Annotated in this window: 28 protein-coding genes; 17 read left to right on the top strand and 11 right to left on the bottom strand. The window is 68.8% G+C overall.

What is annotated here, in order from left to right:
* Positions 1-111 precede the first annotated feature (111 nt).
* The 5 genes from ON41_RS08850 to ON41_RS08870 all read left to right on the top strand — a co-directional run bounded on the left by ON41_RS08850 (position 112) and on the right by ON41_RS08870 (position 4,953).
* Positions 112-435 (top strand): hypothetical protein, encoded by a 324-nt coding sequence (locus ON41_RS08850; protein ID WP_040746899.1) that lies wholly within the window; start codon positions 112-114, stop codon positions 433-435.
* Positions 416-943, top strand: coding sequence for a DUF6879 family protein (locus ON41_RS08855; RefSeq protein WP_040746762.1), 528 nt, complete (start codon positions 416-418; stop codon positions 941-943). The genes ON41_RS08850 and ON41_RS08855 overlap by 20 nt, the downstream gene beginning before the upstream one ends.
* Positions 940-1,770: a helix-turn-helix domain-containing protein gene (locus tag ON41_RS08860; RefSeq protein WP_040746764.1), complete on the top strand. Its 831-nt coding sequence runs from the start codon at positions 940-942 to the stop codon at positions 1,768-1,770. Before ON41_RS08855 ends, ON41_RS08860 begins: the two co-directional genes overlap by 4 nt.
* 164 nt (positions 1,771-1,934) lie before the next feature.
* Positions 1,935-3,338, top strand: a complete 1,404-nt coding sequence (locus ON41_RS08865) for a lipase family protein (RefSeq protein WP_246461003.1) — start codon at positions 1,935-1,937, stop codon at positions 3,336-3,338.
* Between the two features lie 97 nt (positions 3,339-3,435).
* Positions 3,436-4,953: an amino acid permease gene (locus ON41_RS08870; protein WP_040746900.1), complete on the top strand. Its 1,518-nt coding sequence runs from the start codon at positions 3,436-3,438 to the stop codon at positions 4,951-4,953.
* A 50-nt stretch (positions 4,954-5,003) separates the two neighbouring features.
* Here the strand turns inward: ON41_RS08870 and ON41_RS08875 are convergent, their stop codons facing one another.
* The 4 genes from ON41_RS08875 to ON41_RS08890 are packed head-to-tail and all read right to left on the bottom strand — an operon-like array spanning position 5,004 to position 9,237.
* Entirely contained in the window at positions 5,004-5,783 is a 780-nt protein-coding gene (locus tag ON41_RS08875; RefSeq protein WP_373281328.1) for a 3-oxoacyl-ACP reductase, read from the bottom strand.
* Positions 5,784-5,799: 16 nt separating this feature from the next.
* Positions 5,800-7,158 carry an aldehyde dehydrogenase family protein gene (locus ON41_RS08880; protein WP_040746768.1) on the bottom strand — a complete coding sequence of 453 codons (1,359 nt, stop codon included), beginning with the start codon at positions 7,156-7,158 and terminating at the stop codon, positions 5,800-5,802.
* Between the two features lie 17 nt (positions 7,159-7,175).
* Complete coding sequence (locus ON41_RS08885; RefSeq protein WP_040746769.1) at positions 7,176-7,892, bottom strand: gamma-glutamyl-gamma-aminobutyrate hydrolase family protein; 717 nt, start codon at positions 7,890-7,892, stop codon at positions 7,176-7,178.
* Positions 7,873-9,237: a glutamine synthetase family protein gene (locus ON41_RS08890; protein ID WP_040746771.1), complete on the bottom strand. Its 1,365-nt coding sequence runs from the start codon at positions 9,235-9,237 to the stop codon at positions 7,873-7,875. Before ON41_RS08890 ends, ON41_RS08885 begins: the two co-directional genes overlap by 20 nt.
* A gap of 142 nt (positions 9,238-9,379) precedes the next feature.
* Here ON41_RS08890 and ON41_RS08895 point away from each other — a divergent pair, with 142 nt between their 5' ends.
* Positions 9,380-10,318, top strand: a complete 939-nt coding sequence (locus ON41_RS08895; RefSeq protein ID WP_157185411.1) for a serine/threonine-protein kinase — start codon at positions 9,380-9,382, stop codon at positions 10,316-10,318.
* On the opposite strand, the gene ON41_RS08900 is transcribed toward ON41_RS08895, so the two are convergent.
* Entirely contained in the window at positions 10,308-11,150 is an 843-nt protein-coding gene (locus tag ON41_RS08900) for an alpha/beta fold hydrolase (protein WP_040746773.1), read from the bottom strand. The two genes, ON41_RS08895 and ON41_RS08900, sit on opposite strands and share 11 nt — an antisense overlap.
* 113 nt (positions 11,151-11,263) lie before the next feature.
* Between ON41_RS08900 and ON41_RS08905 the strand changes: the two genes are divergently transcribed.
* Positions 11,264-11,839: a TetR/AcrR family transcriptional regulator gene (locus ON41_RS08905; protein ID WP_040746775.1), complete on the top strand. Its 576-nt coding sequence runs from the start codon at positions 11,264-11,266 to the stop codon at positions 11,837-11,839.
* Here the strand turns inward: ON41_RS08905 and ON41_RS08910 are convergent, their stop codons facing one another.
* A complete protein-coding gene (locus ON41_RS08910; RefSeq protein ID WP_040746777.1) occupies positions 11,840-12,496 on the bottom strand; it encodes a maleylpyruvate isomerase N-terminal domain-containing protein in 657 nt (218 codons plus the stop codon).
* Between the two features lie 173 nt (positions 12,497-12,669).
* Between ON41_RS08910 and ON41_RS08915 the strand changes: the two genes are divergently transcribed.
* The 6 genes from ON41_RS08915 to ON41_RS08940 all read left to right on the top strand — a co-directional run bounded on the left by ON41_RS08915 (position 12,670) and on the right by ON41_RS08940 (position 17,915).
* Positions 12,670-13,257 (top strand): TetR/AcrR family transcriptional regulator, encoded by a 588-nt coding sequence (locus ON41_RS08915; RefSeq protein WP_040746779.1) that lies wholly within the window; start codon positions 12,670-12,672, stop codon positions 13,255-13,257.
* Positions 13,258-13,277: 20 nt separating this feature from the next.
* Complete coding sequence (locus ON41_RS08920) at positions 13,278-13,895, top strand: pyridoxamine 5'-phosphate oxidase family protein (protein WP_040746903.1); 618 nt, start codon at positions 13,278-13,280, stop codon at positions 13,893-13,895.
* A 66-nt stretch (positions 13,896-13,961) separates the two neighbouring features.
* Positions 13,962-14,585: a TetR/AcrR family transcriptional regulator gene (locus tag ON41_RS08925; protein ID WP_040746781.1), complete on the top strand. Its 624-nt coding sequence runs from the start codon at positions 13,962-13,964 to the stop codon at positions 14,583-14,585.
* Positions 14,586-14,589: 4 nt separating this feature from the next.
* The gene (locus ON41_RS08930) at positions 14,590-15,492 is read left to right on the top strand and encodes an SDR family NAD(P)-dependent oxidoreductase (protein ID WP_051161118.1); all 903 of its coding nucleotides are present in this window, start codon (positions 14,590-14,592) and stop codon (positions 15,490-15,492) included.
* Positions 15,489-17,168, top strand: coding sequence for an AMP-binding protein (locus ON41_RS08935; protein WP_040746783.1), 1,680 nt, complete (start codon positions 15,489-15,491; stop codon positions 17,166-17,168). The genes ON41_RS08930 and ON41_RS08935 overlap by 4 nt, the downstream gene beginning before the upstream one ends.
* A gap of 150 nt (positions 17,169-17,318) precedes the next feature.
* On the top strand, positions 17,319-17,915 hold the full coding sequence (locus ON41_RS08940) for a dihydrofolate reductase family protein (protein ID WP_040746785.1): 597 nt from the start codon (positions 17,319-17,321) through the stop codon (positions 17,913-17,915).
* Here the strand turns inward: ON41_RS08940 and ON41_RS08945 are convergent.
* Complete coding sequence (locus ON41_RS08945) at positions 17,893-18,513, bottom strand: TetR/AcrR family transcriptional regulator (RefSeq protein ID WP_083905227.1); 621 nt, start codon at positions 18,511-18,513, stop codon at positions 17,893-17,895. The two genes, ON41_RS08940 and ON41_RS08945, sit on opposite strands and share 23 nt — an antisense overlap.
* A 107-nt stretch (positions 18,514-18,620) precedes the next feature.
* On the opposite strand from ON41_RS08945, the gene ON41_RS08950 reads away from it, so the two are divergent.
* The 4 genes from ON41_RS08950 (at position 18,621) to ON41_RS08965 (ending at position 22,221) form a co-directional block, all read left to right on the top strand.
* Positions 18,621-19,280 (top strand): MBL fold metallo-hydrolase, encoded by a 660-nt coding sequence (locus tag ON41_RS08950; RefSeq protein ID WP_040746786.1) that lies wholly within the window; start codon positions 18,621-18,623, stop codon positions 19,278-19,280.
* A 98-nt stretch (positions 19,281-19,378) separates the two neighbouring features.
* The gene (locus tag ON41_RS08955) at positions 19,379-19,771 is read left to right on the top strand and encodes a helix-turn-helix transcriptional regulator (RefSeq protein WP_051161120.1); all 393 of its coding nucleotides are present in this window, start codon (positions 19,379-19,381) and stop codon (positions 19,769-19,771) included.
* A gap of 271 nt (positions 19,772-20,042) precedes the next feature.
* Entirely contained in the window at positions 20,043-21,284 is a 1,242-nt protein-coding gene (locus tag ON41_RS08960) for an oxygenase MpaB family protein (protein WP_040746909.1), read from the top strand.
* Positions 21,285-21,312: 28 nt separating this feature from the next.
* Complete coding sequence (locus ON41_RS08965) at positions 21,313-22,221, top strand: cutinase family protein (protein WP_246829477.1); 909 nt, start codon at positions 21,313-21,315, stop codon at positions 22,219-22,221.
* Between the two features lie 71 nt (positions 22,222-22,292).
* Here the strand turns inward: ON41_RS08965 and ON41_RS08970 are convergent, their stop codons facing one another.
* The 4 genes from ON41_RS08970 to ON41_RS08985 form a co-directional block, all read right to left on the bottom strand.
* Entirely contained in the window at positions 22,293-23,516 is a 1,224-nt protein-coding gene (locus ON41_RS08970) for a TetR/AcrR family transcriptional regulator (RefSeq protein ID WP_040746787.1), read from the bottom strand.
* A 160-nt stretch (positions 23,517-23,676) separates the two neighbouring features.
* Positions 23,677-24,309 (bottom strand): Rv1363c family protein, encoded by a 633-nt coding sequence (locus ON41_RS08975; protein ID WP_051161121.1) that lies wholly within the window; start codon positions 24,307-24,309, stop codon positions 23,677-23,679.
* A gap of 16 nt (positions 24,310-24,325) precedes the next feature.
* Complete coding sequence (locus ON41_RS08980; protein WP_040746789.1) at positions 24,326-25,504, bottom strand: MCE family protein; 1,179 nt, start codon at positions 25,502-25,504, stop codon at positions 24,326-24,328.
* Positions 25,501-26,655 carry an MCE family protein gene (locus ON41_RS08985; protein ID WP_040746913.1) on the bottom strand — a complete coding sequence of 385 codons (1,155 nt, stop codon included), beginning with the start codon at positions 26,653-26,655 and terminating at the stop codon, positions 25,501-25,503. The genes ON41_RS08980 and ON41_RS08985 overlap by 4 nt, the downstream gene beginning before the upstream one ends.

Genomic DNA, 26,655 nt, shown 5'->3' on the forward strand with positions numbered 1-26,655 from the left:
AGTGCCAGAAAGTGCCAACTGAAGTGGTCGAATCGCATAATGTGCAGGTAGTAAGCAGAGGGCTCACGGCACTACTCACACCATTGTCCGCACACATCGAAGGTCGCCATCATGGAAATCAGACTGCTCGGAGGCCCGACCGGCGAGGGCGGCTCGCCGCGTCTCTACGCGACCGACCGTAAAACCGACCTCGTTCAGGGATGGAAGACAGAGCAACCAGGCCAGGTGGAGATTCCGCATCGCCTGCTGCGCTGGATGGAACCTGGAACCTGCCTGACCGGGCTCATGGACACGGGCCACGGTACCTTCCTGCTGCGCGGTACGCCGGTGACGGACCGGGATGCGCTGGCGGTCATGGCTATTCCAGGTCACGAAACCGCCGTGGAGGTTCCGGTGAGTCAGGAGGTGTTCCCAGATGCACTTGATTTCCGGTAACGCCTCCTTCCCCGATCTTTTCGCCACGGTGCAGGCCCGTGCCTTCCACCTGGAAACCCGCGACGACTACCTGTCGGCGAGCGAGAACGAATCGCTGACGCGGTTCCGCGCCGACGAGTCGACGGATGTCGGCGGCGACTGGTTCGCCAACTGGTCCAACCTGATTCGTGAGACCACGGCACGGGGTATCGCAGTGCAGCGGGTCCGCATCGTGACCGAGCCGCACACTCTCTACACGCGGTACCTGCTGGCGCTGGCCAAGTACAACACCGCCGCGGGCGAAGACATCCGCTACCTGCCCCGGCGCAACGCAGATCCGGCCGACTCGCGGTCGGAAGACTTCTGGGTTCTCGATGACGATCGCGTGGCATTCAGCGTATTCGACGAGAACGAATACTGGATCGGAGCGGCACTGACCGACGACCCGACGATCGTTGCGTACGCCTGCTCGATCCGCGATCGGGTGTGGACAGTGGCGACGCGGTACGAGGAGTACGTGAGGACGTGACATCGGTCGACCGAGCCCGGCGAGCCCTCGGTGCCCGTCTGCGTGAACTACGCAGGGACGCAGGGCTCAACGGCCGGCAGTTCTCCACCGAGGCGGGCTGGCACTGGTCCAAGACCAGTCGAATCGAACGAGGTGAACGCCAGCCCTCCGAGGGAGATCTGGCCGTATGGTGCAGCCTCTGTAATGCCCAACTGGCGCTACCGGACCTGGTGGCCTCTCTGCGGAATGTGCGGGCGCAGTGGGCCGAATGGAAGCGGGTGGCCGCCGCCGGTCACGCCCGTCGTCAACGCCGCGGCGTGGAACTCGATTCGCGTGCCACCGCGGTGCGCGTCTACTCACCGGTGATCATATCGGGGCTGTTGCAGACCGAGGACTACGCTCGCGCTGTCCTGTCGACCTGTATCGAGTTTCTCGGCACCTACGACGATCTCGAGGACGCGGTCTCTGCGCGACTTGCCCGCCAGAAGGCGCTCCAAGACGGTCGGACTCACTTTCACATGCTCATCCACGAGCCGACGTTGTCCATGCGTGTCGGTGACGATCAGATCCGAGTCGGCCAGCTGCGGCACCTGCTCGACATCAGTTTCGGAAACCCCCGCCTCATTCTGGGGATCGTGCCCACCGACTACGAGTTTGTCTACACAACAACGAGTTTCGTCATTTACGACACACGGATGGCATTGGTCGAAACGCTAAGTGCGGAGCTGACCGTGAGCACGCCGTCCGAGCTTGCCTACTACGAGAAGGCGTGGGATCGACTCCGGCGGCAAGCGGTCTACGGCGACGGCGCACGTCACCTGATCACGCGTGCCCTCGACAGGAGTTGACCATGTGAATTCACGGTGGCTGTGCACTGTGTGGGCCTGCTCGACAACAGTGAAACCGGATGTTCTCGATAGGAGGTCCGGCCGCTCTATTGCGATCTGGGTCACTGCTGTGCCATAGTCCGATCCAATGTGGGACGGAGCAGTCTCACAAGGAAGGGGTCGAGTTGTCGACACTCAGCAGGGGTCGGGGGCGCCGGGGCGCGCTCGGGGCGGCCGTGGTCGCGGTGTTCGCGCTGATATTCACGTCGGGGGCAGCGGCATTCGCCGAGCCGGCTCCCGAACCCGTTCCGGTGCAGGCCGGTGCGCCGATTCCGCTGCCGCCGGAGTTCGACCGGGGGTTTTACTACCCGCCGGCCGCGGCCTTCGCGGACAAGGCCCCGGGGGAGATCATCGCCGCCCGGCAGATCTCGGTGGCGAACTTCGGCCTGATCCCGGTCAATGTCGACGCGTGGCTGCTGTCCTACCGGTCGACCGATACCCGCGGCGAGCCGATCCCGGCGGTGGCCACCGTGCTGAAGCCGCGCGGCAAGGCCCCCGACAAGCTGCTGTCGATGCAGATCGCCGAGGACTCGCTGGCCGGATACTGCTCGCCGTCGTACGCGATGCAGCAGTGGTCGGTCGCCCCGATCGCCGGGCAGATCGTCGCCCCCGCGGAGTTCGTCATCGCCCAGGGCGCGCTCCAACAGGGCTGGGGCGTGGTGATTCCCGACCACCAGGGCCCGAACAACGCCTACGCGGCGGGTCCGCTCGCCGGGCGGATCACCCTCGACGGCATCCGCGCGGCCCGCGATTTCGATCCGATGCGCATCACCCCCGACGCCCGGATCGGCCTGTACGGCTACTCCGGCGGGGCCATCGCGACCGGCCACGCGGCGGAGCTGCGGCAGAGCTACGCACCGGAACTGACTATCGTCGGCGCGGCCGAGGGCGGGGTGCCCGCCGATCTGGGCACGGTGCTGAACGTCGCCAACGGCCAAGCCACCGCGGGCCTGGTTCTCGGCGCGGTCATGGGTATCTCGCGGGAGTACCCGGATTTCGCGAAGTTCCTCAACGAGCGGATGGACCTCACCGGCCGGGTCGTCTCGACCGTCCAGAGCGGGCTGTGCGTGCAGTACCTGTCGTCGTTCCCGTTCCTGAATCTGAAGGGAATGCTCCAGACCCAGGGCGATCCGATGCGCGATCCGGCGGTCGCCGACGTGCTCGACAAGACGCGCATGGGCAAGGCGGTGCCCGATCTGCCGATGTACATCTGGCAGGGCAATCCCGACGAGGTCATCCCGGTCGGCCAGGTCGACGACCTGGTGAACACCTACTGCCAGGACCCGGCCGCCGATGTCCGGTACACCCGCGAGCATTTCGCCGAACACGTCGCCACGGAGGTCTCGGGTGTGGCCCCGGCGCTGCTGTGGATGAAGGACAGGCTCGACGGCGTTCCCGCGCAACGAGGCTGCTCGACCGCCGACGCGGGCTGGCTCGCCTTGGACCCCAACGGTTTCCAGCTGCTGGCACAGACCTTCGGCGAGACCTTCGCGTCGTTCTTCGGCAAGCCGATCGGCGTCGGTAAGTAACGCGTTTCGAGGTTGCGCTGCGGTTTACGGGTGTTTACCCCACACTGATCACTTATCGAACGCCGTGTGAGGGCGGCGTTCTCAGGTGGGAGTAGTCATGACCGAGACCCGATCACCGTCCGACGACGAACGCCGTCTCGCCGAACTCGGCTACAAACAGGAGCTGGCCCGCTCCTGGTCCGGATTCTCCAATTTCGCCATCAGTTTCACCATCGTCTCGATCCTCACCGGCGGGCTGGCCAGCTACGGCATCGGGCTGTCCAACGGCGGGCCGATCACCATGGCGTGGGGCTGGCCGCTGGTGTCGGTGATGGTGCTGTTCGTGGGGCTGGCGATGGCCGAGCTGGCCTCGGCCTATCCGACCTCCGGCGGCCTGTACTGGTGGGCGGCGGAGCTGGGCGGGCCGATCTGGGGCTGGTTCACCGGCTGGTTCAACCTGATCGGGCAGATCGCGGTGACGGCGTCGATCGATTACGGCGCCGCCATCTTCACCACCGCCGTGCTCAATGTCATCGGTCTGGACATCGGCACCGATCGCACCGCGATATTCCTGGTGTTCGCCGTGATCCTGGTGCTGCACGCGGTGCTGAACGTGATCGGCCCGCACCTGTCCGCGGTGATCAACAACGTGTCGGCGTGGTGGCACGTGGGCGGTGTGGCGATCTTCGTGCTGGTGCTGGGAATCGGTGCGCGGCACCATCAGAGCGTCGGGTTCGTCTTCACCGAGACCGTCGACAACAGCGCCATCGGGTTCGGCGGCGTCGCGTTCAGCTTCCTGCTCGGACTGCTGCACGCGCAGTACACCTTCACCGGGTACGACGCCTCGGCGCACATGTCCGAGGAGACCCACGACGCCTCCCGGATGGCGGCCAAGGGCATCATCAACACCATCGTCGTCTCGGCGATCGCCGGCTATCTGCTGATTCTGGCGGTGACCTTCGCGATTCCCGATCTGAACGCCGCGCTGGATCCGGAGCAGAACAGCGGCTATCCGGTGATCTACATCCTGGAGAATTCGCTGAATTCGTTCTGGTCGGGCCTGCTGCTGGTCATCGCCGCGGCCGCGCAGCTGTTCTGCGGCTACGCCTCGGTCACCTCGGCCTCCCGGATGCTGTTCGCCTTCGCCCGCGACGGCGCGGTGCCGGGATCGGCGCTGTGGTCGACTCTGTCGGCGCGCCGGGTGCCGGTCAACGCGGTGCTGTTCATCTCGGTATTCGCCTTCGTCCTGCTGATCCCGTCCATGCTGGTGCCCGCGGCGAACGCGCCGACCGCGTACGCCGCGGCCACCTCGGTGGCGACCATCGGCCTGTATATCGCCTACGGCATCCCGGTGCTGCTGCGGCAGCGGCACGGCAGCCGGTTCCGGACGGGCCCATGGACGCTCGGCGCCTGGTACCGCCCGATCGGCCTCGTCGCCCTGATCTGGATCGTCGTGATCAGCCTGCTGTTCATCCTCCCGATGGACGACCGGGGGTATCCATGGAACGACGAATTCACCTGGACCGCAGTGAATTATGCGCCTCTGACCCTAGTCGGCGTCGTAGGCGCGATCGCGATTTGGTGGTTCGCCTCGGCTCGGCGGTGGTTCACGGGACCCAAGCGCACGGTCGACTGATTCCGGCCGAAAGCGTGCCGGAAAAATGAGGTGGGCGAGGCGCGACTGCCCTACAGGGGAGTGACGTACGCCCCCGAAATTCCCCCGTCCACCAGGAACTGTGAGGCGGTGATGAACGAGGAGTCGTCGCTGGCGAGGAAGGCTACGGCGGCGGCGATCTCGTCGGCCTCGGCGAAGCGGCCGAGAGGGATGTGGACCAGGCGGCGGGCGGCGCGCTCGGGATCCTTGGCGAACAGTTCCTGGAGCAGGGGAGTGTTCACCGGTCCCGGGCAGAGGGCGTTGACGCGTATCCCCTGGCGGGCGAACTGCACGCCCAGTTCCCGGCTCATCGCCAGGACGCCGCCCTTGGAAGCGGTGTAGGAGATCTGGGAGGTGGCCGCGCCCATCACCGCGACGAACGAGGCCGTATTGATGACCGAGCCCTTGCCGCGCTCGACCATATGCCCGATGGCGTACTTGCTGCACAGGTACACCGAGGTCAGGTTCACCTCCTGCACGCGCCGCCACGCGTCGATCCCGGTGGTGAGGATCGAATCGTCGTCGGGCGGTGAGATTCCCGCGTTGTTGAAGGCGATATCCAGCCCGCCGAACGTGTCGACCGCCGTCTGGAACAGCCCCTCCACCTGCGCCTCGTCGGTCACATCGGCCTGCACGTACAGACCCCCGACCTCGGCCGCCGCGGCCTCCCCGGAGGCGGTATCGATATCCGCCACAACGACTTTCGCGCCCTCCTGCGCGAACCGCCGCACGGTGGCCAGCCCGATGCCGCTCCCGCCGCCGGTGACGACCGCTACCCGATCCTGTAAGCGCTGCAACGTATCTCCTTCGATGCTCGGAAAAGGGAAGTTAGGTGGCGATGAAGACGTTCTTGACTTCGGTGAAGGCGCGGGCCGCATCGGGGCCCAGTTCCCGCCCGAGCCCCGACTGTTTGTATCCGCCGAACGGGGTCCAGTACCGCACCGAGGAGTGCGAGTTCACCGACAGGTTTCCCGCCTCGACGCCCTGCGAGACGCGCAGGGCCCGGCCCACATCGGAGGTCCAGATGGATCCGGACAGGCCGTAGTCGGTGTCGTTGGCGATGCGAAGGGCGTCGGCCTCGTCGTCGAACGGCTGTACCGTCACGACCGGCCCGAACACCTCCTCGGTCAGCACGCGGTCCCCGGCCCCCGCCGGCAGCACGACCGTCGGCGGGAACCAGAAGCCCGGACCCTCCGGCCGGGACCCGGTGAAGGCCACCGTGGTCGACGAGTCCAGGAATCCGGCGACCCGCTCGCGATGCGCCGCCGAGATCAGCGGGCCCATCTCGGTCTCCGCCTCGGCCGGATCGCCGACCCGCACACCCTGCACAGCCGGTTCCAGCAGTTCGAGGAAACGGTCGAAGATACCGCGCTGCACCAGAATTCGGGACCGCGCGCAGCAGTCCTGCCCGGCGTTGTCGAAGACGCCGTAGGGCGCGGTGGCGGCGGCCCGCTCCACATCGGCGTCGGCGAAGACGATATTGGCGCTCTTACCGCCCAGCTCGAGCGTCACCCGCTTCACCTGCTCGGCGCACCCGGCCATGATCCGCTTGCCCACCTCGGTGGAACCGGTGAACACCACCTTCCGCACGGCGGGATGGGTGACGAACCGCGCGCCGACCACCGAGCCCTTGCCGGGGAGCACCTGAAAGACGTTCTCGGGCAACCCCGCTCGCTGTGCCAGCTCGCCGAGCCGGATCGCGGTCAGCGGGGTGAGTTCCGCGGGCTTGAGCACCACGGTGTTTCCGGCGGCGAGCGCCGGCCCGAAGCCCCAGGCTGCGATCGGCATGGGAAAGTTCCACGGCACGATGATCCCGACGACGCCGAGCGGCTCGTGGAACGTGACATTCACCCCGCCCGCGACGGGAATCTGGTTGCCCAGCAACCGTTCCGGCAGTCCCGCGCTGTAGTGCAGGACGTCGCGGACGTTACCGGCCTCCCAGCGGGCGTTGCCGATCGTGTGCCCGGAGTTGCTCACCTCCAGCCGCGCCAGATTCTCGAGGTCGGCGTCGACCTCCTCCGCGAACCGGCGCAGCAGCCGCGCCCGATCGCCCGGCGCGACGGCGCGCCAGGCGGGCAGCGCCCGCGCCGCCCGCTCGATGGCGGCATCCGTGGCTGCCTCGTCGGCCAGTTCGACCGTGGCCACGACCGCCTCGGTCGCGGGGTTGACGACCTGCGTCGATGTCACCGGATACGCTCCCTTCCCTACGTTGTCGCCTGCTCGACCAGGGCCCGCACGAGCCGGTGGTCGGCCGCGTTCTCCTCCGGATGCCACTGCACGCCGACCAGGAACGGGCCCGTCCCGGCCTCCGCCGCCTCGATGGTGCCGTCGGCCGCGTGCGCGGTGGCGACCAGGCTCGCGGCGAGCGTATCGATGGCCTGGTGGTGATGGCAGTGCGCCTTCACCTCCGGCCCCGCGATCGCCGCCACCCGGCTGCCCGCCAGCGTGCGGATCGTGGTGACGCCGAAGGCACCGGGGGAGGGCGAGTGATCGGTGTGCCCGAGGACATCCGGAAGGTGCTGCCGCAGCGTGCCGCCCAGCGCGACGTTCACCAGTTGCAGCCCGCGGCAGATCGCCAGCACCGGAAGTCCCGCGCCGCGCGCGTGCTCGAAGAGCGTGAACTCCCATTCGTCCCGGTCCGGGCGGGTGCCGCGGGTGGCCGGATGCGGTGTGGCGCCGTAGCGGGACGGCTCGAGGTCGGCGCCGCCGGTCAGCACCAGCCCGTCCAGCCGGTCCACGAGTTCCGGCGGCGCCGATCCGGTGGGCGGCAGCAGGACCGGGATGCCGCCGGCCCGGACGGTCATATCGACGTAGGTCCGATGCAGCACCGCGGCGTCGACGTCCCAGTGGCCGAAGCGGGTGCGCTCGGAGTAGGTGGGCAGGCCGATCAGCGGCCGCCGCTCAGAGTCGCTCGAAGCCACGGATTCGCTCCCAGTCGGTCACGGCGGCATCGTAGGCGTCGAGTTCGACCCGTGCCGCGTTGCGGTAGTGCCGCACCACCTCGGCCCCGAAGGCCGCCTCGGCGATCTCGCTGTCGCCGAACAGCCGGGCCGCGTCCCGCAGGGTGCGCGGCACCCGGGGGCTGTCGGACCGGTAGGCGTTGCCGCGGAATTCCGGTTCCAGGGGCAGGCCGTGCTCGATGCCGTGCAGTCCGGCGGCGATCACGGCCGCCACGGCGAGATAGGGATTCACGTCGCCGCCCGGCACCCGGTTCTCCACCCGCAGCGACGGCCCGTGGCCGACCACCCGCAGCGCGCACGTCCGGTTGTCCCGGCCCCAGGCCACGGCGGTGGGCGCGAAGCTGCCGTCCTGGAAACGCTTGTAGGAGTTGATATTCGGGGCCAGCAGATAGGTCAGCTCGGGCAGGCAGTGCAGCTGCCCGGCGACGAAGTGCCGGAACAGCGGCGACCAGCCGTCCGGATCGTCACCGGCGAAGGCCGGATCGCCCGCCTCGTCGCGCAGGCTGATATGGATGTGGCACGAATTGCCTTCACGCGCATCGTATTTCGCCATGAAGGTGATGCTGCGCCCGTCCTGGGCGGCGATCTCCTTGGCCCCGGTCTTGTAGATGCTGTGGTTGTCGCAGGTCACCAGCGCCTCGTCGTACCGGAACGCGATCTCGTGCTGACCGGGATTGCACTCGCCCTTGGCCGACTCGACATACATTCCGGCGCCGGACATCTCGGTGCGGATGCGGCGCAGCAGCGGTTCGACGCGGGAGGTCCCCAGGACCGAATAGTCGACGTTGTACTGGTTGGCGGGCGTCAGGTCGCGGTAACCGCCGCGGAACGCCGCCTCGTAGGTGTCGTCGAAAACCAGGAATTCCAGTTCCGTGCCGACGTAGGCGCGCAGCCCGCGCTCGGCCAGCCGGTCGAGCTGAGCGCGCAGCACCTGTCGCGGGGAGGCCGCGACCGGCGTGCCGTGCGGCTCCACCCGTTCGACATCGCACAACACCAGCGCGGTGCCGGGCTGCCACGGGACGCGCCGCAGCGTGGCGAGGTCCGGCCGCAGCACGAAGTCGCCGTATCCGGTGTCCCAGGAGGACATCTCGTAACCGTCGACCGTGGTCATCTCGACGTCGACCGCGAGTAGGTAGTTACACGCCTCGGTCGCCTCGCCGAGCACCACGTCCACGAAGTACCGCGCCGAACACCGCTTTCCCTGCAGCCGCCCCTGCATATCGGTCATCGCGACCACGACCGTGTCCAGTTCCCCCGCCTCCACCAGCCGCACCAGCTCGGCCACACTCAGCATCCCGGCACGCATCACGACCCCTTTCGCATCGAAGTGCCCACGCTATGCGACCACCGGGGGGCCGCGCGCGATTTACCCGCGCCCGCCGTCTTCTCCATACTGAGAACAGCGGCCGATTCCGGCCGTGGCATTCTCCCGGAGGAGGTGCGGTGATTTGCTCGGTCCAGGTGATCGGTTCGCGGGATTCGTGGTGAAACGGCTGCTCGGGCACGGTGGGAGCAGTGAGGTCTACCTGGCCGAGGATCCGGGACGAGCGCGGCTGGTGTCGCTCAAGATTCTGGGGCCGGAGGCCGGGCGGTCGCCGGAGGCGCGGGCGCGCTTCGTGCACGAGTTCGATCTGCTGTCCGCGCTGCGGCATCCGAATATCGTGCGGATGTACGCGCACGGGGAGACCGGCGGGCGGTTGTGGTCGGCGCACGAGTACGTGGCGGGCGCGACGGGGGTGAGTCTGGTGCCCACGCCGCATCAGCGACCCCACCTGCGCCGGGTGCTCGAGGTGCTGGCCGGTATCGCGGCCGGACTGGATTTCGCGCACGCCGCGGATGTGGTGCACCTCGATATCAAACCGGCGAACGTGCTGGTCGGGACGGATGAGCCCGCGACGGTGAAGATCTCGGACTTCGATCAGGGCCGCTGGCTGCACCGGTCCGAACCGCCCTTGGCCACCGACGGTTTCGTCGTCGTCTCGGTGCCGTACGCCGCGCCGGAACTGCTGCGTGCGGGCACGGTGTCGCCGGCGACGGACCAGTACGCGCTGGCCTGCTCGGCCGTCGAACTGCTCACCGGCAGCACGCCGTTCCCACGGCCGACGCTCATGGCGACCGCCGAGGCCCAGCTAGACGCCACGCCGCCGGCGCTGTCCGACCGCAGGCACTGGATTCCGCCGGAGGCCGACGCGATCCTGCGTCGCGCGCTCGCCAAGGACCCCGCCGACCGCTATCCGTCGTGCACCGAACCCGTCCACCTGCTCACCGAGGTCCTGCACGGGGTCGATCCGCGTCTGCTCGGTCCCTTGCTGAGCCGTCTCAACGCGGCCTTCGGCCGTCCCGCGCGGCGCCGCGCGGGACGGGTCTCCGGCGGCGTCAGGCCCTGACGAACCGCAGCAGTGCCGTGTTGACCTCCTCGGCGTGGGTCCACAGCAGGCCGTGCGGCGCGCCGTCGACCTCGACGTATTCGGCGTCCGGGACGAGCGCCGCGAACCGGCGGCCCGACGCGTCGATCGGCAGGATGTTGTCCTTGGTGCCGTGCAGGATCAGGGTCGGCAGCCCGGCGGCGCGCACCGCCTCGACATCCGGGCGGAAGTCCTCGATCCAGGACGGCACGACCGCGTAGGCGGCGACCGGCGCGCTGCCGGTGGCCGTATTCCAGCTCGCCCGCACGACCTCCTCGCTGATCCGGGTGCCGAGATTCTCGTCGAGGTTGTAGAAGTCCTTGTAGAACTGGGTGTACCAGGCGTAGCGGTCGGCCCGCGCGGCGGCGACGATGCCGTCGAACACCTTCTGCGGCACGCCTTCCGGATTGTCGTCGCGCTGCACCAGGAACGGTTCCAGCGACGCCAGGAACGCCAGCTTGGCGATCCGCGCGGGCCCGTAGTTCTTGACGTAGCGGGCCAGCTCGCCCGTGCCCATCGAGAAGCCGACCAGAATGACGTCGTTCAGGTCGAGCGTCGTCAGGACCGCGTTCAGATCGGCGGCGAAGGTGTCGTAGTCGTACCCCGCGCCGACCTTGGACGACCGGCCGAACCCGCGGCGGTCGTAGGTGATGACCCGGAAACCGGCGTCCAGCAGTTCCCGTGCCTGCAGTTCCCAGCTGTCGCCGTTCAGCGGGTAGCCGTGGATGAGCACGACCGGCTGCCCGGCACCGTGGTCCTCGTAATACAGCTCGATATCCGTGCTGTTCTCCGTGCCTACGGTGACGAATCCCATGACTGACTCCTCGCGACTCGTTCGAGTGGATGATCGGGAGAACGGTCGTTCTCCTCGATGACTGATACGCTAGAGAACGCGCGTTCTCAGCGCAAGTGCCTAGGAGGTATGGTGTGAGTCACGCAGCGCCGGCGGCGGCCGATGTGCGTGTACGGGTCATCGAGGCCGCGGACGCACTGTTCTACGAGCGGGGGATCCAGTCGGTGGGCATGGATGCCGTGCGGTCGGCCGCCGGTGTCTCGCTCAAGCGCATCTATTCACTGTTCGGCTCGAAGGACGATCTGGTCCTGGCGGTGCTGCGGCACCGGACCGAGGTCTGGGACCGGGGCCTGGCCTCGACCGCGCAGCCGGGGACGACCGCCCGCGAGCGGCTGCTCGCGATCTTCGACTTCCTCGACGCGTGGTTCCGCGCGCCGGACTTCCGGGGCTGTGCGTTCATCAACGCGTTCGGCGAATTGGGTTCCGCCTCCGTGGCATTGAACGAGGCGGTGCGGGCGCACAAGCAGGCGTTCGTCGACTATGTCGCCCGGCTCGTCGCCGAGGCGGGTGGCCCGCCGGAGCTGGCGCCGCAGATCGCGCTGCTCGCCGAGGGGGCGCAGACCACCGCCGCGATCGCGGGCACACCGGATCCGGCGCGGCAGGCACAGGCCGCGGCGCGGACCCTGCTGGACGCCGCCGCGGTGCGCTGATCAGCCCAGGACCAGCGGGAGTTTCTCCGCGAGGTCGCCCAGGTCTGCCCGTTCGGCCTCGGTCGGGGCGCGGCGGCCCGTGGCGATCAGCAGCGTGTCGCGGTCCGGCAGCGTCGCGGGGAAGGGTGCGCCGGCGATCCGCTCCAGCATCTCGCGGGTCCGGGCGAGGCCGTCGGCGGGCGGTTGCACCGCGTCCGGGAGGTTCGCCACCAGGTCCAGGTGGTGCAGGGTCCACTCCAGCACGTACGCGTCCAGGTAGTCCGCGACGGTGAGCACCTTGTTCTGGGTGCCGACCCGCAGGTACGGATCGGACAGCTCGGCCGCGCGCCCGGCGGCGGCGCCGACGTCGTCGAGGTGGAATTGCAGCAGTTCGGGCTCCTGGTAGGCGGCGGCGAGCCGGACGATCAGCGCGTCGAGCGGATCGTTGCCGCTGGGTAGCGTGGTGGCCACGTCCCAGTAGGTCACCGCATCGCACGTCGGCTCGGAATCCGACGGCGTGACGAGGGTGATCAGGACGTCCTGCGCATCGATGATCAAGTGGCACACCAGATCCCGCACGAGCCAGCCGCGGCAGCCCGTCGGCCGTCCGAAGTCCTCACCGGAGAGATCCTCGACCGCCGTGCGCAGCGCTGCCCAGGAGCGCGAGAAGAGATCCACGGCCGCAAGTTAGCAGCGTGCGGCCCGCGCCGCGACTGCTTTCGGCGCGGGCGGCACGTCGGGCGCGGGGGAGATCGGGTGCATCGCAGCGGCTTTCGGATCGTGGGCGCACGCTGTTGACGGGGATGGTAACGATCGTTACTCTCGTGGGGTAGGCAGAGATGAGGTGAGCTATGCCGGTCGGCTCCGGGTCGGCGATCGACCCCGACGCCACCCGTGCGCGGGTGCTGGACGCGGCGGCGCGGTTGTTCTACGAGCGCAGCCTCGCCGCGGTGGGGATGCGCGAGATCGCCGCGGCCTGTAATGCCTCGCAGCTGACCATCTACCGGTACTTCGACTCCAAGGAGGGCTTGGCCGCGGCCGTGGTGCGCGAGCGCAGCGACCGCACCCACGCCTGGCTGCTGGCGGGCCTGGCCGACGTCCCCGCGGGCCGCGATCGCGTGGTCGCCCTGTTCGACCTGCTGGCACTCTGGTTCTCCGACCAGGGATTTCACGGCTGCGCGGTGGTCAACTACGCCGCCGACAGCCGCGGCGGGCAGACCGTGCACGAGATCACCCGCCGGCATCTGGCGCGGTACCGGCGCCTGCTGGAACGACTGCTGACCGAGGCCGGCGTGACCGCGCCCGCGCCCCTGGCCCGGCAACTGCTGCTGCTGATCGAGGGGGCGACGGTCGTCACCCAGATCGACGGCGCCGGTGCGGCGGGCGCCGATGCCCGCGCGGCGGCCGAGACGCTGCTCGACGCGGCGCTGAATCATTGAGCGAGAAGGGAATCGCGACCATGGGACGCTACGCCCACCTGGCCTATACCGACTCCGTGCGCCTGGTGCAGGAGGAACAGGGCAGCGCCGCCGCGGTCGCGCGGGCGCTGCGGCAGGGTTCGGACCCGGAGACGCTGTCGGACGCCGACACGGCGTTCATCGAATCGCGGGACGGCTTCTACCTGGCCAGCGTGAGCGAGACCGGCTGGCCGTACGTGCAATTCCGCGGCGGCCCACCGGGTTTCGTGCACGTGCTGGACGAGCGCACCCTCGGATTCGCCGATGTGCGCGGCAACCGGCAGTACATCACCACGGGAAATGTGCGCGCCGACGGCCGGGTGGCGCTGTTCCTCATGGACTATCCGGAACGGGCGCGGCTCAAGATCTTCGGTCGGGCCGAAACTCTGTCGCTGACCGAGGATCCCGCGCTGACCGAGCGGCTGTGCGCGGTACGCACCGACGGGCGGCCGGAGCGGCTGATGATCATCCGGGTGGAGGGCACCAACTGGAACTGCCACCAGCACATCACCCCTCGCTACTCCGCGGTCGAGTTGGAAGTCGCCCTCGGGCCTCTCCGGGACCGGCTGACCGCGCTGGAGGAGGAGAACGCGCGCCTGCGCGCGCGGCTCACGGGTTGACAGCGCGCCGCGGGTGACGCATTCTGAACCTCGTTCAATTTGAACCGTGTTCAGAATGGTGGGTGCATGGCCACGAAGTGGGGCGACCGGGAAGCGCGCCGGGGCGATATCCTCGACGCCGGCCGCCGCCTGCTGGCCGATCGCGGCTACGCGGCGCTACAGATGCGCGACGTCGCCAAGGGTGCAGGGATCAGCCCCGGGACCGTGTACACGTACTTCACGACCAAGGAGGCGCTCTACGCGGCCTTGTACGCGGAGCGGCTCACGGAATTCGCGGCGAAGGTCGAACCGCTGTGCGCGGAATCGGCCGATCCCGAGGAACTGTTCGTCGCCATCTGTACCGAATACCTGCGGATGTACCAGGTGTACGGGCAGGAGCTCAACATCTGGGCGGTCCTGGCCGGTGAGGTCGACGTGGAACAGGACGTCGGCGGGCAGCTGGCGATCGCGGCCGGCCGTGTCTACGACCTCGTGCTGACCGCGGTCGATCGCCTGCGACTGACGGAACCCGGTGCCGCCGAGGTGGATTCGGACATGGTCGTGACCATGCTGTGGGCGGTCGTGACGGGTCTGGCCGATCACTTCACCAGTGTCCGGCACTACCTGCGCCGGCGCGGGTGGGACGAGACGGTGCGGTTCACCGCGCGCACGCTGATCGCCGGTCTGCGTCGCGAGCTCGAAGAGGAGTAGACGAATGGATGTCGTGCGGCCCGCCGCCCGTGTCACGCGGGTGGCCGTCGACCGGGTGGTGAATCCGCCGCGGTTGTCCGATCCGAAGGCATTGCGGCGCGCCGTATCCGGCAAGACCGTGCTGGTCACCGGCGCTTCGTACGGGCTGGGGGAGGCGACCGCGCGCACACTCGCCGCGGCGGGAGCGACCGTGCTGCTGGTGGCGCGCACCGCCGACAGGCTGGAAGAGCTTGCCGCGGAGCTGAATTCGCTCGGCGGCAGCGCCGTCGCGTATCCGGCCGACCTGACCGACGCGGCGGCGACGGAGGAACTGGCCGAAACTGTTACCGAGAGGTATGGCGCGCTGGATGTGATCGTCACCAACGCGGGCAAGTCCATGCGCCGCTCGCTGCATCTGCAATACGACCGGTTCCACGATTTCGAGCGCACCATCGGCGTCAACTACCTGGGCCCGATCCGCCTGCTCCTGGGCCTGCTTCCGCCGATGCGGGCGGCCGGGCGCGGGCATATCGTGAACATCTCGACCATCGGCGTCCGCATCGCTCCCGGCCCGCGCTGGGGCGCGTATCAGGCGTCGAAGGGCGCGTTCGATACGTGGTTGCGCAGCGTCAGCCCGGAGCTGCGCGCCGACGGGGTCACGGTGTCGACCGCCTACATGGCGCTGCTGTACACCCGGATGAGCGCGCCGACGCCGATCATGCGGATGCTGCCCGGCCTGCATCCCGGCGAGGCCGCCGATATCGTCGCCAAAGCCATTGTGCAGCGGCCACGTTCGCTGGCGCCGTGGTGGGCATTGCCCGCCGACGTGGTGTCCGCCGCCCTGCCCGGCCCGGTCGACGGCTTCATGCGGGTGTGGGCGCGCGTGACCCGCGATACCGACGCGGCGACGGCGGGAGGCGCGCGATGAAGACGCCTGTCATCCTGGAGACGGCCGTCGCGGTGGGCGCGGCGCTGACCGAATCGCGGCTGCTGCGGCCCGTCGGTCCGGGGCCGGCCGTCCGCATCGCTCGCGCCATCGTCGGTAACTCCGCCAATATGCCTTTGCTACTGGCGGTTTCGGCAGCACGCTGGCCCGACCGCACCGCCTTGGTGGATGACCTCGGCGAGCTGACGTACACAGAACTGGCAACCTACGCCGACGCGATAGCGGGCGGGCTGCACCACGAATTGGCCACAACCACAGGCGATTCGGTAGCCATAATGTGCCGCAACAGCCGCTACGCCGTAGCGGGCGTCTTCGGCGTCATGTCGACCGGCGCGGACGCTCTGCTTCTGAATACCGACTTCCACCCCGAGGTGCTCCAGAAGTCGCTGGCACGGCAGGAGATTCGCGCGATCCTCTGCGACGAGGAGTTCGCCTCGACCGTACGAGCGGCCGGCTACACCGGTCCGCTGGTCTACTGTTTCGACGAAGCCACCACGGCACCAGGTCTTGCGGCCCGGGGTGAGACCACGGCCGCACCAGCGTCCTCCACGCACACTGTCTCCGAATGGGTGCGCCGGGATTACGCACCGCTGGGCCGAATGCCCGTGGGACGCTTGGTGCTCCTGACATCGGGGACGACGGGAACGCCGAAGGGCGTGCCCCGCCGGCCGGAACTATCGATGGTCGGCGGCACCGCCGCGGCCATCATCCGCCGCACCCGCCTGCGCACCGGCGCGGTCATCGCGGCGGGGATCCCCATGTTCCACGGCTTCGGGCTGGGCATCGTCCTGCTCGGCATCGCGCTGGGCGGGAAGCTGGTGTTGCGCAGGCGTTTCGATGCCGAAGCCGCGTCGGCCGCCGTCGCCGCGCACCGGGTCGAGATGTTCGCCGGGGTGCCGGTCATGCTGCAGCGCCTCCTGGCCGTGCCCGGCGAGGTCCGCCGTGGCCACGACCTGTCCTCGCTGCGGGTGGTTCTGTCCGGCGCGGCTCCGCTGAGTCCTGCTCTCGCGCAACGCTTCACCGCTGAATTCGGCGAACTCCTCTACAACGGCTACGGCTCCTCCGAGGTCGGTATCGGTACCCTCGCCACCCCGGCGGACCTGCGCTCGGCTCCCGGAACGGTGGGCCGCCCGGTCACCGGTGTCGAGATACGCGTCCTCGACGACACCGGATCCGAACTGCCGCCCGGCCGGGTGGGCCGTATCTTCGTCGGCGGCGGACTGGGATTCACCGGCTATTCCGGCGGCGGCGACAAGACCCGGGTCGGCGGCCTGATCAGCAGCGGTGACCTCGGCCGTCTCGACATCCGCGGCCGCCTCTTCCTCGTCGGCCGCGAGGACGACATGATCGTCTCCGGCGGCGAGAACGTCTACCCCCAGTCCGTCGAGAACGTCCTGGCCGCCCACCCGTCCCTGGCCGACGCCGCCGTCATCGGCGTACCCGACGACGAGTTCGGCCAGCGCCTGGCCGCCTTCGCGGTCCCGGCCCGCAACCAGCAACCCACTGCTGAGGGCCTCCGGGAATACCTGCGAGACAAGGTCTCCCGACACGAACGCCCCCGAGACATCACCCTCGTCCCCGAAATCCCCCGCAACCCCACAGGCAAAATCGACCGCAAGGCCCTCCGCACCCTGACCCACCCCTCCGGCGCCGCCTGACACCCCTTACGACGTCACCTGTGCGCCGACCCCGGTCGTCGATGTGTGATCCACATCACATCATGTGAAACCATGTCGAGAGCTTCGCATGGGCTCCGACCACAGGGCACACGCACCCCGGCACGGGGGCACGCACAGGAGGAGAAGGTCATGGGGCAGGTTGTTTCGAATATGTCGATGTCGCTGGACGGGTTCATCGAGGATTCCGACGGGGGCGTGGACCAGCTGTTCGAGTGGTACACCGCCGGGCCCGTGGCCACCGAATCCGCCAACGAGGATCTGCCGTGGCAGCAGTCGGAGGAGGACACCGAGCACGTTCAGCGGTCGATCAATGCGGTGGGAGCCCTCATCGCGGGCCGGCGGCTGTTCGACACCGCGGGCGGGTGGAACGGCGCTCATCCCACCGGGCTGCCGGTTTTCGTTGTCACGCACCGTGTTCCGACGACGGAGGAGTGGGATCATCCCGACGCGCCGTTCACCTTCGTCACCGGCGGCGTCGCGGAGGCGATCGCCCGGGCGAAGGAGGCCGCCGGTGACAAGGACGTCGTGATCGCCAGCCCGAGCATCACCCAGCAGGCGCTCGACGCGGGACTGCTGGACGTCGTCACCGTCGACCTCGTGCCCTACCTGCTCGGTTCCGGCACACCGTATTTCGAGAAGCTGGCCTCGTCGCCCGTGCGCCTGGACAACCCGGTGATCCGGCCCGGCAACCGCGCCACCCACCTCAGCTATCGAGTCCTGCGCTGACGTCGGGCCCCGGGTCGTCCGGGAGGAAGATCGAGACGGCCTCGGCGTGGAAGGCGGCCCGCTGCTCGTCGGAGGCGTCGTCGTCGCCGTTGTGCTCGGCGAGGTGGAGCAGGCCGAGGTTGGTCGCGTAGACGATGCGCGCGCGGTGCTCGGCCTGCGCCGGCGGCACGCCGAGTTCGCGGTAGGTGCGGGCCAGCAGGTCCAGGCGTGTCCGGTCCACGCGTTGCACCGCCGAGCGGACCCGCTCGTCGCCTGCTTCGCCGATCAGGCTGAGCTGCACCGAGGGTGGTCCGCTCTCCCCGGCGGCCACCATCCCGTCGATCAGGCGGCGCAGGCGCGTGGCCGGATCGTCGATCTCCGAGAAGGGCGCCAGGGTTTCGTGGCCGTGGCGCACCCACTGATCGAGTGCGGCGGCGACGAGTTCGTCGCGGTTGCGGAAATGCGCGTAGAAGCTGCCCTTCGTGACGCCGAGCTGTTTGGCCAGCGGTTCCACCGCGACCGCGGCCAGACCGCCGGAGGCGATGGCCCGCAACGCCGCCCACACCCAGTCGTGCGCCGACAGTCGCGTCGACTCCTTCGCGCCCGGATCCGCAGCCATCCTCCGAGGATACGGCCCCGTATTGACAGACCCTCGAGCGGTAACATACGGTGCCGTATTGATACGGTAGCGTATGGATACGGAAGCGTATGTTAGAGGGGATCGACATGGAGAAGATCGCTGACGAGGTGTATCTGCTCGACGGCAGGCCGCGGTACGCCTACAACGTGTATGTGGTCGGGGACGTCCTGGTGGACGCGGGATCGCGACATGCCGCGCGCCGCATACTGCGGCAACTGGCCGGTCGGCGGATGCGCTCGCACGTGGTGACCCACGCGCATCCCGACCATCAGGGGTCCAGCCATGCCGTGTGCGAGCGGCTCGGGCTGTCGCTGGCCTGCGGTGCGGCCGATGCGGACGTGCTGGAGCAGGGCCGTCTCGCGGAGGCGGCGCCCGACCATCCGGTGGTCCGCTGGCAGCTGAAACATTGGGCGGGCCCGCCGCATCCGGTCGATCGGCGCCTGTCCGAGGGCGATGACGTGGCCGGCTTCGAGGTGCTGGAAACCCCCGGCCACACCCACGGTTCCCTCTCGCTGTGGCGCGAGTCCGACCGGCTGCTGATAGTCGGCGACGTTCTGAACCGCCGCCCGAAGATCATGGGCGGCGACGTGGCCGAGGCGCCACCGGCGTTCTGCCTCGACCCGGCCCGCAACCGGGCGTCGATCCGCCGCCTGGCCGCCCTGAACCCCAGGACCGTCTGCTTCGGCCACGGCCGCCCGCTGCACGGGTCCGGCCGCTTGGAGGAGTTCGCGAGCGCACTCTCCTGAGCCCCGGTCGTTCGCTCCGCCCCGGGTGATCAGGAATCGAGAAGCGGCGCGTGGGGCGAGGCGGGCATTCTCGTCGTAGTTCACCTCGTCAAGGAGATATGACCATGTGCCTGGGACTCGGTGCTGCCGCCGCGCAGCATGTGCGCGATCTCGCTCTGCTGCGTGCGGTGCGGGATCGGATCGATCGGGAGTACGCGCAGCCGCTGGATGTCGAGGCGCTGGCGCGCGGCGCGCACATGTCGGCGGGACATCTGAGCCGGCAGTTCCGTGCGGCCTACGGCGAGTCGCCGTACTCGTATCTGATGACGCGACGGATCGAACGGGCCATGGCACTGCTGCGGCGGGGAGATCTGAGCGTCACCGAAGTGTGCTTCGCGGTGGGCTGTTCGTCGCTGGGGGCGTTCAGCACCCGGTTCACCGAGCTGGTCGGGATGTCGCCGAGCATGTATCGGCGGGCGGCCGAAACCCTTGAAGTAACTAACGATTCTTGATCGGTAACGGAGGGGTCGGCGTGCCGCTCCGTCCTCGGCTCGCGAAGGGGCCCGGGTCCGTTGCCTACCGCGATCTCCGATCGAAACCTCCTGGAACAACCCTGCTTTGCTGTGTTTTCCTGCTGATATCCGCTCGCGTGCGGAACCTGTTCCACCGAAATCCCGAAAACGCCGCGGCGTCCCCAAGCGCTTGCTAAGTTAATGCTTATTCTTCACGAATACCCGCGAGCGTGCTCATCGACGCGCTCGAGCTCGACGAGGAGTGGCGGAGATGGATCGACTCAGCAGACGTAAGGCGATGGTGGCCGGTGGCGCGCTGGGCGCGGCCGGTGCGCTGGCGATGGTGACCCCGGCCCGGGCCGAGCCCTGGTCGTGGTCGCCGGAGGGATCGGTCGCGGGGTCCGGCGCCGGCGCCGACCCGCTGACGATATGGGACCCGGAGGCCGATCCGGTGGTCGCCGCGGTACTCGACCGGGGTGAGGCGCCGCAGGTCAACACCCTGCTGCGGACCTGGACCCGCAACGGCCAGCCGCTGCCGGACGGCCTGCCGCCGGATCTGCGGGACTTCATGGAGTACGCCCGCCGCATGCCGCAGTGGGTCGATCAGGGCAAGCTCGCCACCGCGGTCGAATTCAACAAGAAGCGCGGCCTGTACCTGGGCGTGCTGTACGGGCTGGCCAGCGGCATGATGAGCACGGTCATCCCCAAGGAGGCGCGGGCGGTCTACTACTCCAAGGGCGGCCAGGATCTGAAGGACCGCATCTCCAAGACCGCCAAACTCGGCTACGACATCGGCACCGCCAATGCCTACGGGCCCGACGGCGAGATGGTCGTGACGTGCGTGAAGACCCGGATCGTCCACGCGGCCGTGCGGCACCTGCTGCCGAATTCGCCGGGCTGGGCGCAGGTCGCCGAGGAGCGGATTCCCATCAGCCAGAACGACATCATGGTCACCTGGCACAGCCTGCCCACGACCGTCATGAAGCATCTGACCGCGTGGCGGGTGCCCATTCCGGCGCACGAGTCCGAGGCGTTCCTGTACTCCTGGCAGCTGGCCGGGCATCTGCTCGGCGTCCGCGACGAGTACATCCCGAATTCGTGGCCGGAGGCCAACTCTCAGGCTGCGCAGGTCCTCGACCCGATCCTGGCCGCGACGCCCGAGGGCGCCAAACTCGCCGACCGGCTGCTGAGCCTGGGCGCCAATCTCGACCTCGCCATCCTCAGCAAGGGGGTGCTCGGGGCGTTCACCCGCTTCCTGCTCGGTGACAAGATCGCCGACGAACTGGCCATCGCGCGGGAGCCGGTCTGGGATCCGCTGCTGCGGGTGAGCTGGGGCCCGTTCATCGCGGTGCGCGAGGGGCTGCTGCCCGTCGTGCCGCTGGCGCCGGACGCGTACTGGCTGTTCGACGAGTTCCTCCGCCAGTCGGCCCTGCTCTATCTGGCCCAGCTGCGGATGCCGATCAGTATCGAACTGCCGACGGCGAACCGGGACATGAGCCAGCCGCCGCGCTGATCACGGAATAGTCGGTCGGGGGACCCTCGTGTATCCGCACAGAATATGGAAGTTCGCCGCGGCCTGCGTGCTCGCGGCGGTGTTGCCGTCGACGGGTGCGCCCGTCGCGGCGAGCGCGCCGCGGGACTGCCCCGCACTGTCGGTCGTGGCGATTCCCGGGACCTGGGAGACATCCGCCGACGATCCTCGCGAGGGCGTGCTCGCGCTGAGCCTGAACGATCTGCCCGGCGACGTCCGGGTGGACTACGTCGGGTACGCCGCGACCGCATTCCCTTGGGAGGGCGAGGTTTACGGCCGTTCGAAGCAGGAGGCGGTGACCAAGGCGCGTGCCCTGGTCGCCGACGCGGCCCGCTCCTGCCCGGTGACCCGGATCGCGCTGCTGGGTTACAGCCAGGGCGCGGACGCGGCAGGTGACGTCGCGGCCGAGATCGGGAGCGGAACAGGCGTGGTGCCGGCGGATCGCGTGGCGCTGGTCGGGTTGGTCGCCGACCCGCGCCGCTCGCCCGCCGACACCCTCATAGGTCCGCCCGTCCTCGGTGCCGGGGCGGGCGGACCCCGCCCGGGTGGTTTCGGATGGCTCACCCCGCGGACCTATACCTTCTGCGCCGCAGGGGATCTGTACTGCGCGATGCCCGACGGCGACTTCGCCGGGCGGATCGCGGGTTTCGTGGTGGAGCTGTCGAATCCGGATCCGGGCAAGATCGACCGCTATCACCGGGAGGGAGCCGACCTGCTCGGCGACGCGATATCCGCGGGCGGTCTCGGCTTGCTGTCGGACCAACTCGGCGGCGCCGCCTACGAGGAACGCGCCCGCCAACTGGACGACTTCCTGAAATCCGGTGTGCACCAGAGCTATCCGGAATACGTCGTCGGCCCCGGCGCGATGACTCCGTTCACGTGGTTGCGGCGAAAGTTGCTCGAGGGGGCGGAGGAATGAGTGGCCGACTGCGCGCGGAGGCCGGGACCGATCGTGTGACTACTCGAGGCCGGGGAATGAGTGCCGCCGGATCAGCGCGGGCCGAACAGGGTGACCTCCATCAGCCGGCTCACCTGGTCCGGCGGGCAGATTCGCTGATCGTTGCCGAAGAGGCGGCCGAGGTCGACGACGAGGCCGAAGGCCGCGTGGACGACGATGCGGGCGTGCGCCTCCGGGAGGTCGGGGCGGACCTCCGCCAGCAGGTTCGCCCATTCGGCGACGATCAGCCGCTGGATGTTGCGGATCATGGTGTGCTGGTCGGCGGGTACGTGGCCGAATTCGGCGTAGTAGACGAAGGTCAGCTCGCGTTCGGCGAAGGATCCCGCGACGTAGAGGTCGATGAGTTTGGACAGGGCCTCCGCGGCCGTCCCCGACGAGGCCACCGCCGGGCCGATGGCCCCCGACATCCGGTCGGCCGCCCGCCGGAACGCGGCCGCCAGCAGTTCGCCCTTGCTGCGGTAGTACCGGTACACCGCCGAGGCGGCCGACAGATTCGCGGCCGATGCGATGTCCTCGACGCTCACATTCGGATAGCCGTGCTCGTGGAACAGTTCGACGGCCTTCTTCAGCAGCAGTTCGTGCTTGAACGACTGCGGGATCTCGACCGCCCGTGGCGGCCGCGGGGTCGTGCCGGAACTCGGCAGATCGGCGTGCACCAGCGACATGGCCGCCGACTTCAGCACGGCGGCAAGGGTTTTCACCGGCAGCGTGGCGTGATGGTCACCGACGCTGCTGATCACGCTGAACACCGCGACCGAGCGCACCACGCGCCCACGCGGCGACAGGTCCGGCCGGAACTCGCCGATCACGTCGCGCAGCGCGCTCAGGGCGGTGGTGAACTGCTCGTCGAGGGTCGCGTAGTCGGTCTCGTCGAGGTATCGCACCTCCCAGCGGACCAGGGCCACCGTGGCGCGGTTGGCGACGGTGCCCGCGACGATCGAGTCGATCACGTGGTCGAGCCGCTGTTCGGGGGTCCACGCGGCGGCGTGGTCGGGCAGCGACACCGCCGCCACCGTGGCGGCGCCCAGCCGCAGCAGCTCCTCGCGGAACAGGGCGTACTTGCTCGGGTAGTGCCGGTACAGGGCGGTCGAGGAGATGCCGATCTTGGCGGCGATATCGTCCATGCTGACGCCGTGGTAGCCGAGCGAGCCGAACGCGGCCGCGGAGACGGCGGCGATCTGCGCGCGACGGTTCTTCGGACGGCGGCGGACCACGCGGTCGGGCGTATCCGCCGCGCCGTTCTGTCCTCGACTCAAAGTTGTCGCCTGTTCTCTGTTGTCCCGGTGGGCGGGGAGATGTCGGCCCAGGGGTGGCCAGCGGGTTCACCCGGCACAATCGCTCATACGCCCGGGATTTGTTGACAACTATTATCGCCGTGATGGTAGCCGGTCCGGATGCGCGGGTCCGCCTCGCGTGTCACGGCTGGGGCGGAGCGCCCAGCGGCGTGTTGATCTTGTTCACCAGCCAGCGGTCGCCGTCCTTCTCCAGGCGCATGATCATCGACAGCTGACCCGGCTCGGGTTTGCCCTGGGTGCCGACGCTGGTGATCGACTGGCCGATCACCACGATCGCCTCGGCCGAGGTCCGGTCGCCGCCGCGGATCGCGCACTGCACATCGGTCGACTTCGACACGACCTGGCCCTTGGTGAAGACCTCGCCGAGGTCCTTGCTGCTGGACTCGAACTGCTTGCGCCAGTCGCCGGTGGCGCCGGCGAGAACGTTCGTGACGTACTGGTCGAGGTGATCGGCGTCGTAGGTCGATACGACCGGGCCGTAGGCGCAGGCGGCCCGCCGCGCGTCCTCGTGCGCGTCCAGGGTCGCCCGGTGGTCCCGGTCCTGGAGGTAGAAGAAGATGCTGGACCCGACGGCCGCGCCGAGCAGGACGGCTGCCGCTGCCCGCAGAGCAATCGCCGTGCGGCGGCCGCCGAACCGGGGGAGGCGTAGGGCGGAAAGGCGTGAGACCCGCTGTGCCCGTGCGCTTTCGGGCTGGGCGTCACCCTCGGGGTGGGCCTGTGCCTCGTCCGCGTCCTCGATGTCGCTGCTGCTCATAAGTTCTCGCTCCTGCCTAGTTTCCGGAGGTCGGTCGGGACAGTTCGTTACCGGAGACGCCCGGTGGCGGGCCGGATCCGTTGTCGGGCACCGCGGGACGCGGGGCGTTCGCCGCTCCGCGGACCTGCAGGGCGGGGTCGTTGGTGAGGCAGTAGTTGTACAGCCGCACGCGGGTGTCGGTGACGGGGCGCTGCGGCGCGACCGGGATGGTGTCGTATTCGCAGGTCGGCCGGGGCCAGAAGTCGACCAGGGTGTGATAGGCGCCGTCGTGCGCGGGTACGCCGAGCGCCTGAATGCCCTGGCGCAGAGCGGGGAACAGCGCCTCCACCGCAGGCTGGCGCAGCTTCGCGGCCTTGGTGATGGCGACGAAGTTGGTGACCAGATCGGTCAGCGGATCCTGGTTCTCGGCGATGACGCCGCCCAGCGTGCTCAGCTGCCCGGGACCCTGGTCGAGGAAGGCGCGGATCTCCTGATCGGCGGCGGTGGCCTGCTGGAACAGCGTGCTGCCCGCGGCGGTCAGGGTGCTCAGATCGGGCTGCGCGTGCGAGGTCGTCTCGGCGATGATCTCCAGGTTCTCGATCAGCTGCCGGGTCTGCGGCAGCAGATCGGTGAGCCCCGCCATGGCGCGGCTGATGCCGGACACCATGTTGCGCAACCGATCCGGGCCGCCCGCCAGCGCCTTGTCCAGCTCGTCGATGATGACAGTGAGCCGGTCGGGATTCATGCCGCCGATGAACCCGCTCAGATCGGTCAGCACGTTCTGCACCGGAATCGGGACGCTGGTGCGGGCGCGCTCGACCAGCCCGCCGTCGGACAGGTAGGGGCCGGTGTCCGTGTCGGGACGGAAGTCGAGGTACTGCTCACCGGCCGCCGACAGCCGGCCGACGTGCACAGCGCCGCCCACGGGAATCTTCGCGCTGTCCTCGATTTCGGCGACCGCCGCGATACCGTCGCCCGACACCCGCACATCGGAGACCCTGCCGACCCGGGTGCCGCGGAAGGTGACGTCGTTGCCCGGCAGGATGCCGCCGGAGGTCGACAATTCGACGGTGACCGTGAAGACATGCGGAATCGGGTTGAACCGCAACACATACTGCGCGAGATAGCCGGCGCCGACCACCAGCACGACCACCAGGCCGATATTGGCGAGGGCGACGCGGCGGCCGACCACCCAGTTCCAGAGCGGGATGTTCATCGGTCGCCTCCGTCTGCGGGCGTGCCCTGCGGTGTGCCCGGCACAGGCGGTGTGCTGCCCGGCACCGCCTGCGGGGGACTGATCACCCGGCCGAAGATCTTCTCGAAGACCTGGGCCAGGCTGCCGACGAAGTTCGGCACGTCGCCGAGTTCCCAGAGCCGGCTGCCCTTCGGGTCGGTGAGCGCGCCGACGCTCAGATAGGACACCGTCGCCGCGACCGCGAGGACCGGGCCGCGCAGGCTGTTCATCAGGCCGGGGTACATCTCGTGGAGGGTGTTCAGCGCCTGCGTGAAGTTGTCGCCCATATCGGTGAACCCGGACATCAGCTTCTGGATGCTGTCGAACAGGCTCAGGAACTGCGGGCTGGAGGTGTCGGTGAAGTCGCCCAGCGCGGCCATGGTCGTCGACACCTTGGTGGTGAGGTCCACGATGCGCTGATTGTTGTCGTTGACCAGGCCGAGCAGCTGCGGGAACGTATCGGCGGCGGCGCCGAGTTCGGCCTTGCGCCTGGCCAATTCGCCCGACAGCGTGTTCAGCCCCTGCAAGGTGGCGTCGATATCGCCGGTGCGCTGGTTGAGGGCGTCGATGACCTGGGTCAGCTCCCCGAGCAGGTGTGACAGCTGCGGACCGCGCCCGGCGAACATGGAGTTCATCTGCGTGGTGATCTGCGCGGCCTGGTTGATGCCGCCGCCGTTGATCAGCATCGACACCGACATCATCAGCTGTTCGACCGAGGCGGCGGTGCCGGTGTGGTCGGTGCCGATGATGTCGCCGGTTCGCAGCGGCGGCCCGGACTCCGGCACGGACGGCAGCGTGATCGCCACGAACATATCGCCGAGGGGCGTGCCCTGGCGCAGTTCGGCCGTGGTGCCGTGCGGCAGCGAAATGTCCTCGTGGATCAGCATTTCCACATCGGCGACGAAATTCGTGGTCTCGATCTTCGTGACGGTGCCGATATCGGTGCCGCCGATGCGGACGTGCGCGTTGTCGGGCAGGTTGAGCGCGTCGCGGAACGCCGCGTGGATGGTGTAACCGGGATCGTTCAGTCCCGGTTTGGGCAGCGGCAGATCGTTCACCGTGACGGCGCAGCCGCTTGCGCCGCCGACCGCCGCGGCGGTGAGCAGCGCGGCGAGTGTTCTGCGAGAGGGCAT

It is taken from the genome of Nocardia transvalensis NBRC 15921, assembly GCF_000308875.1.
Lineage (GTDB): Bacteria > Actinomycetota > Actinomycetes > Mycobacteriales > Mycobacteriaceae > Nocardia > Nocardia transvalensis.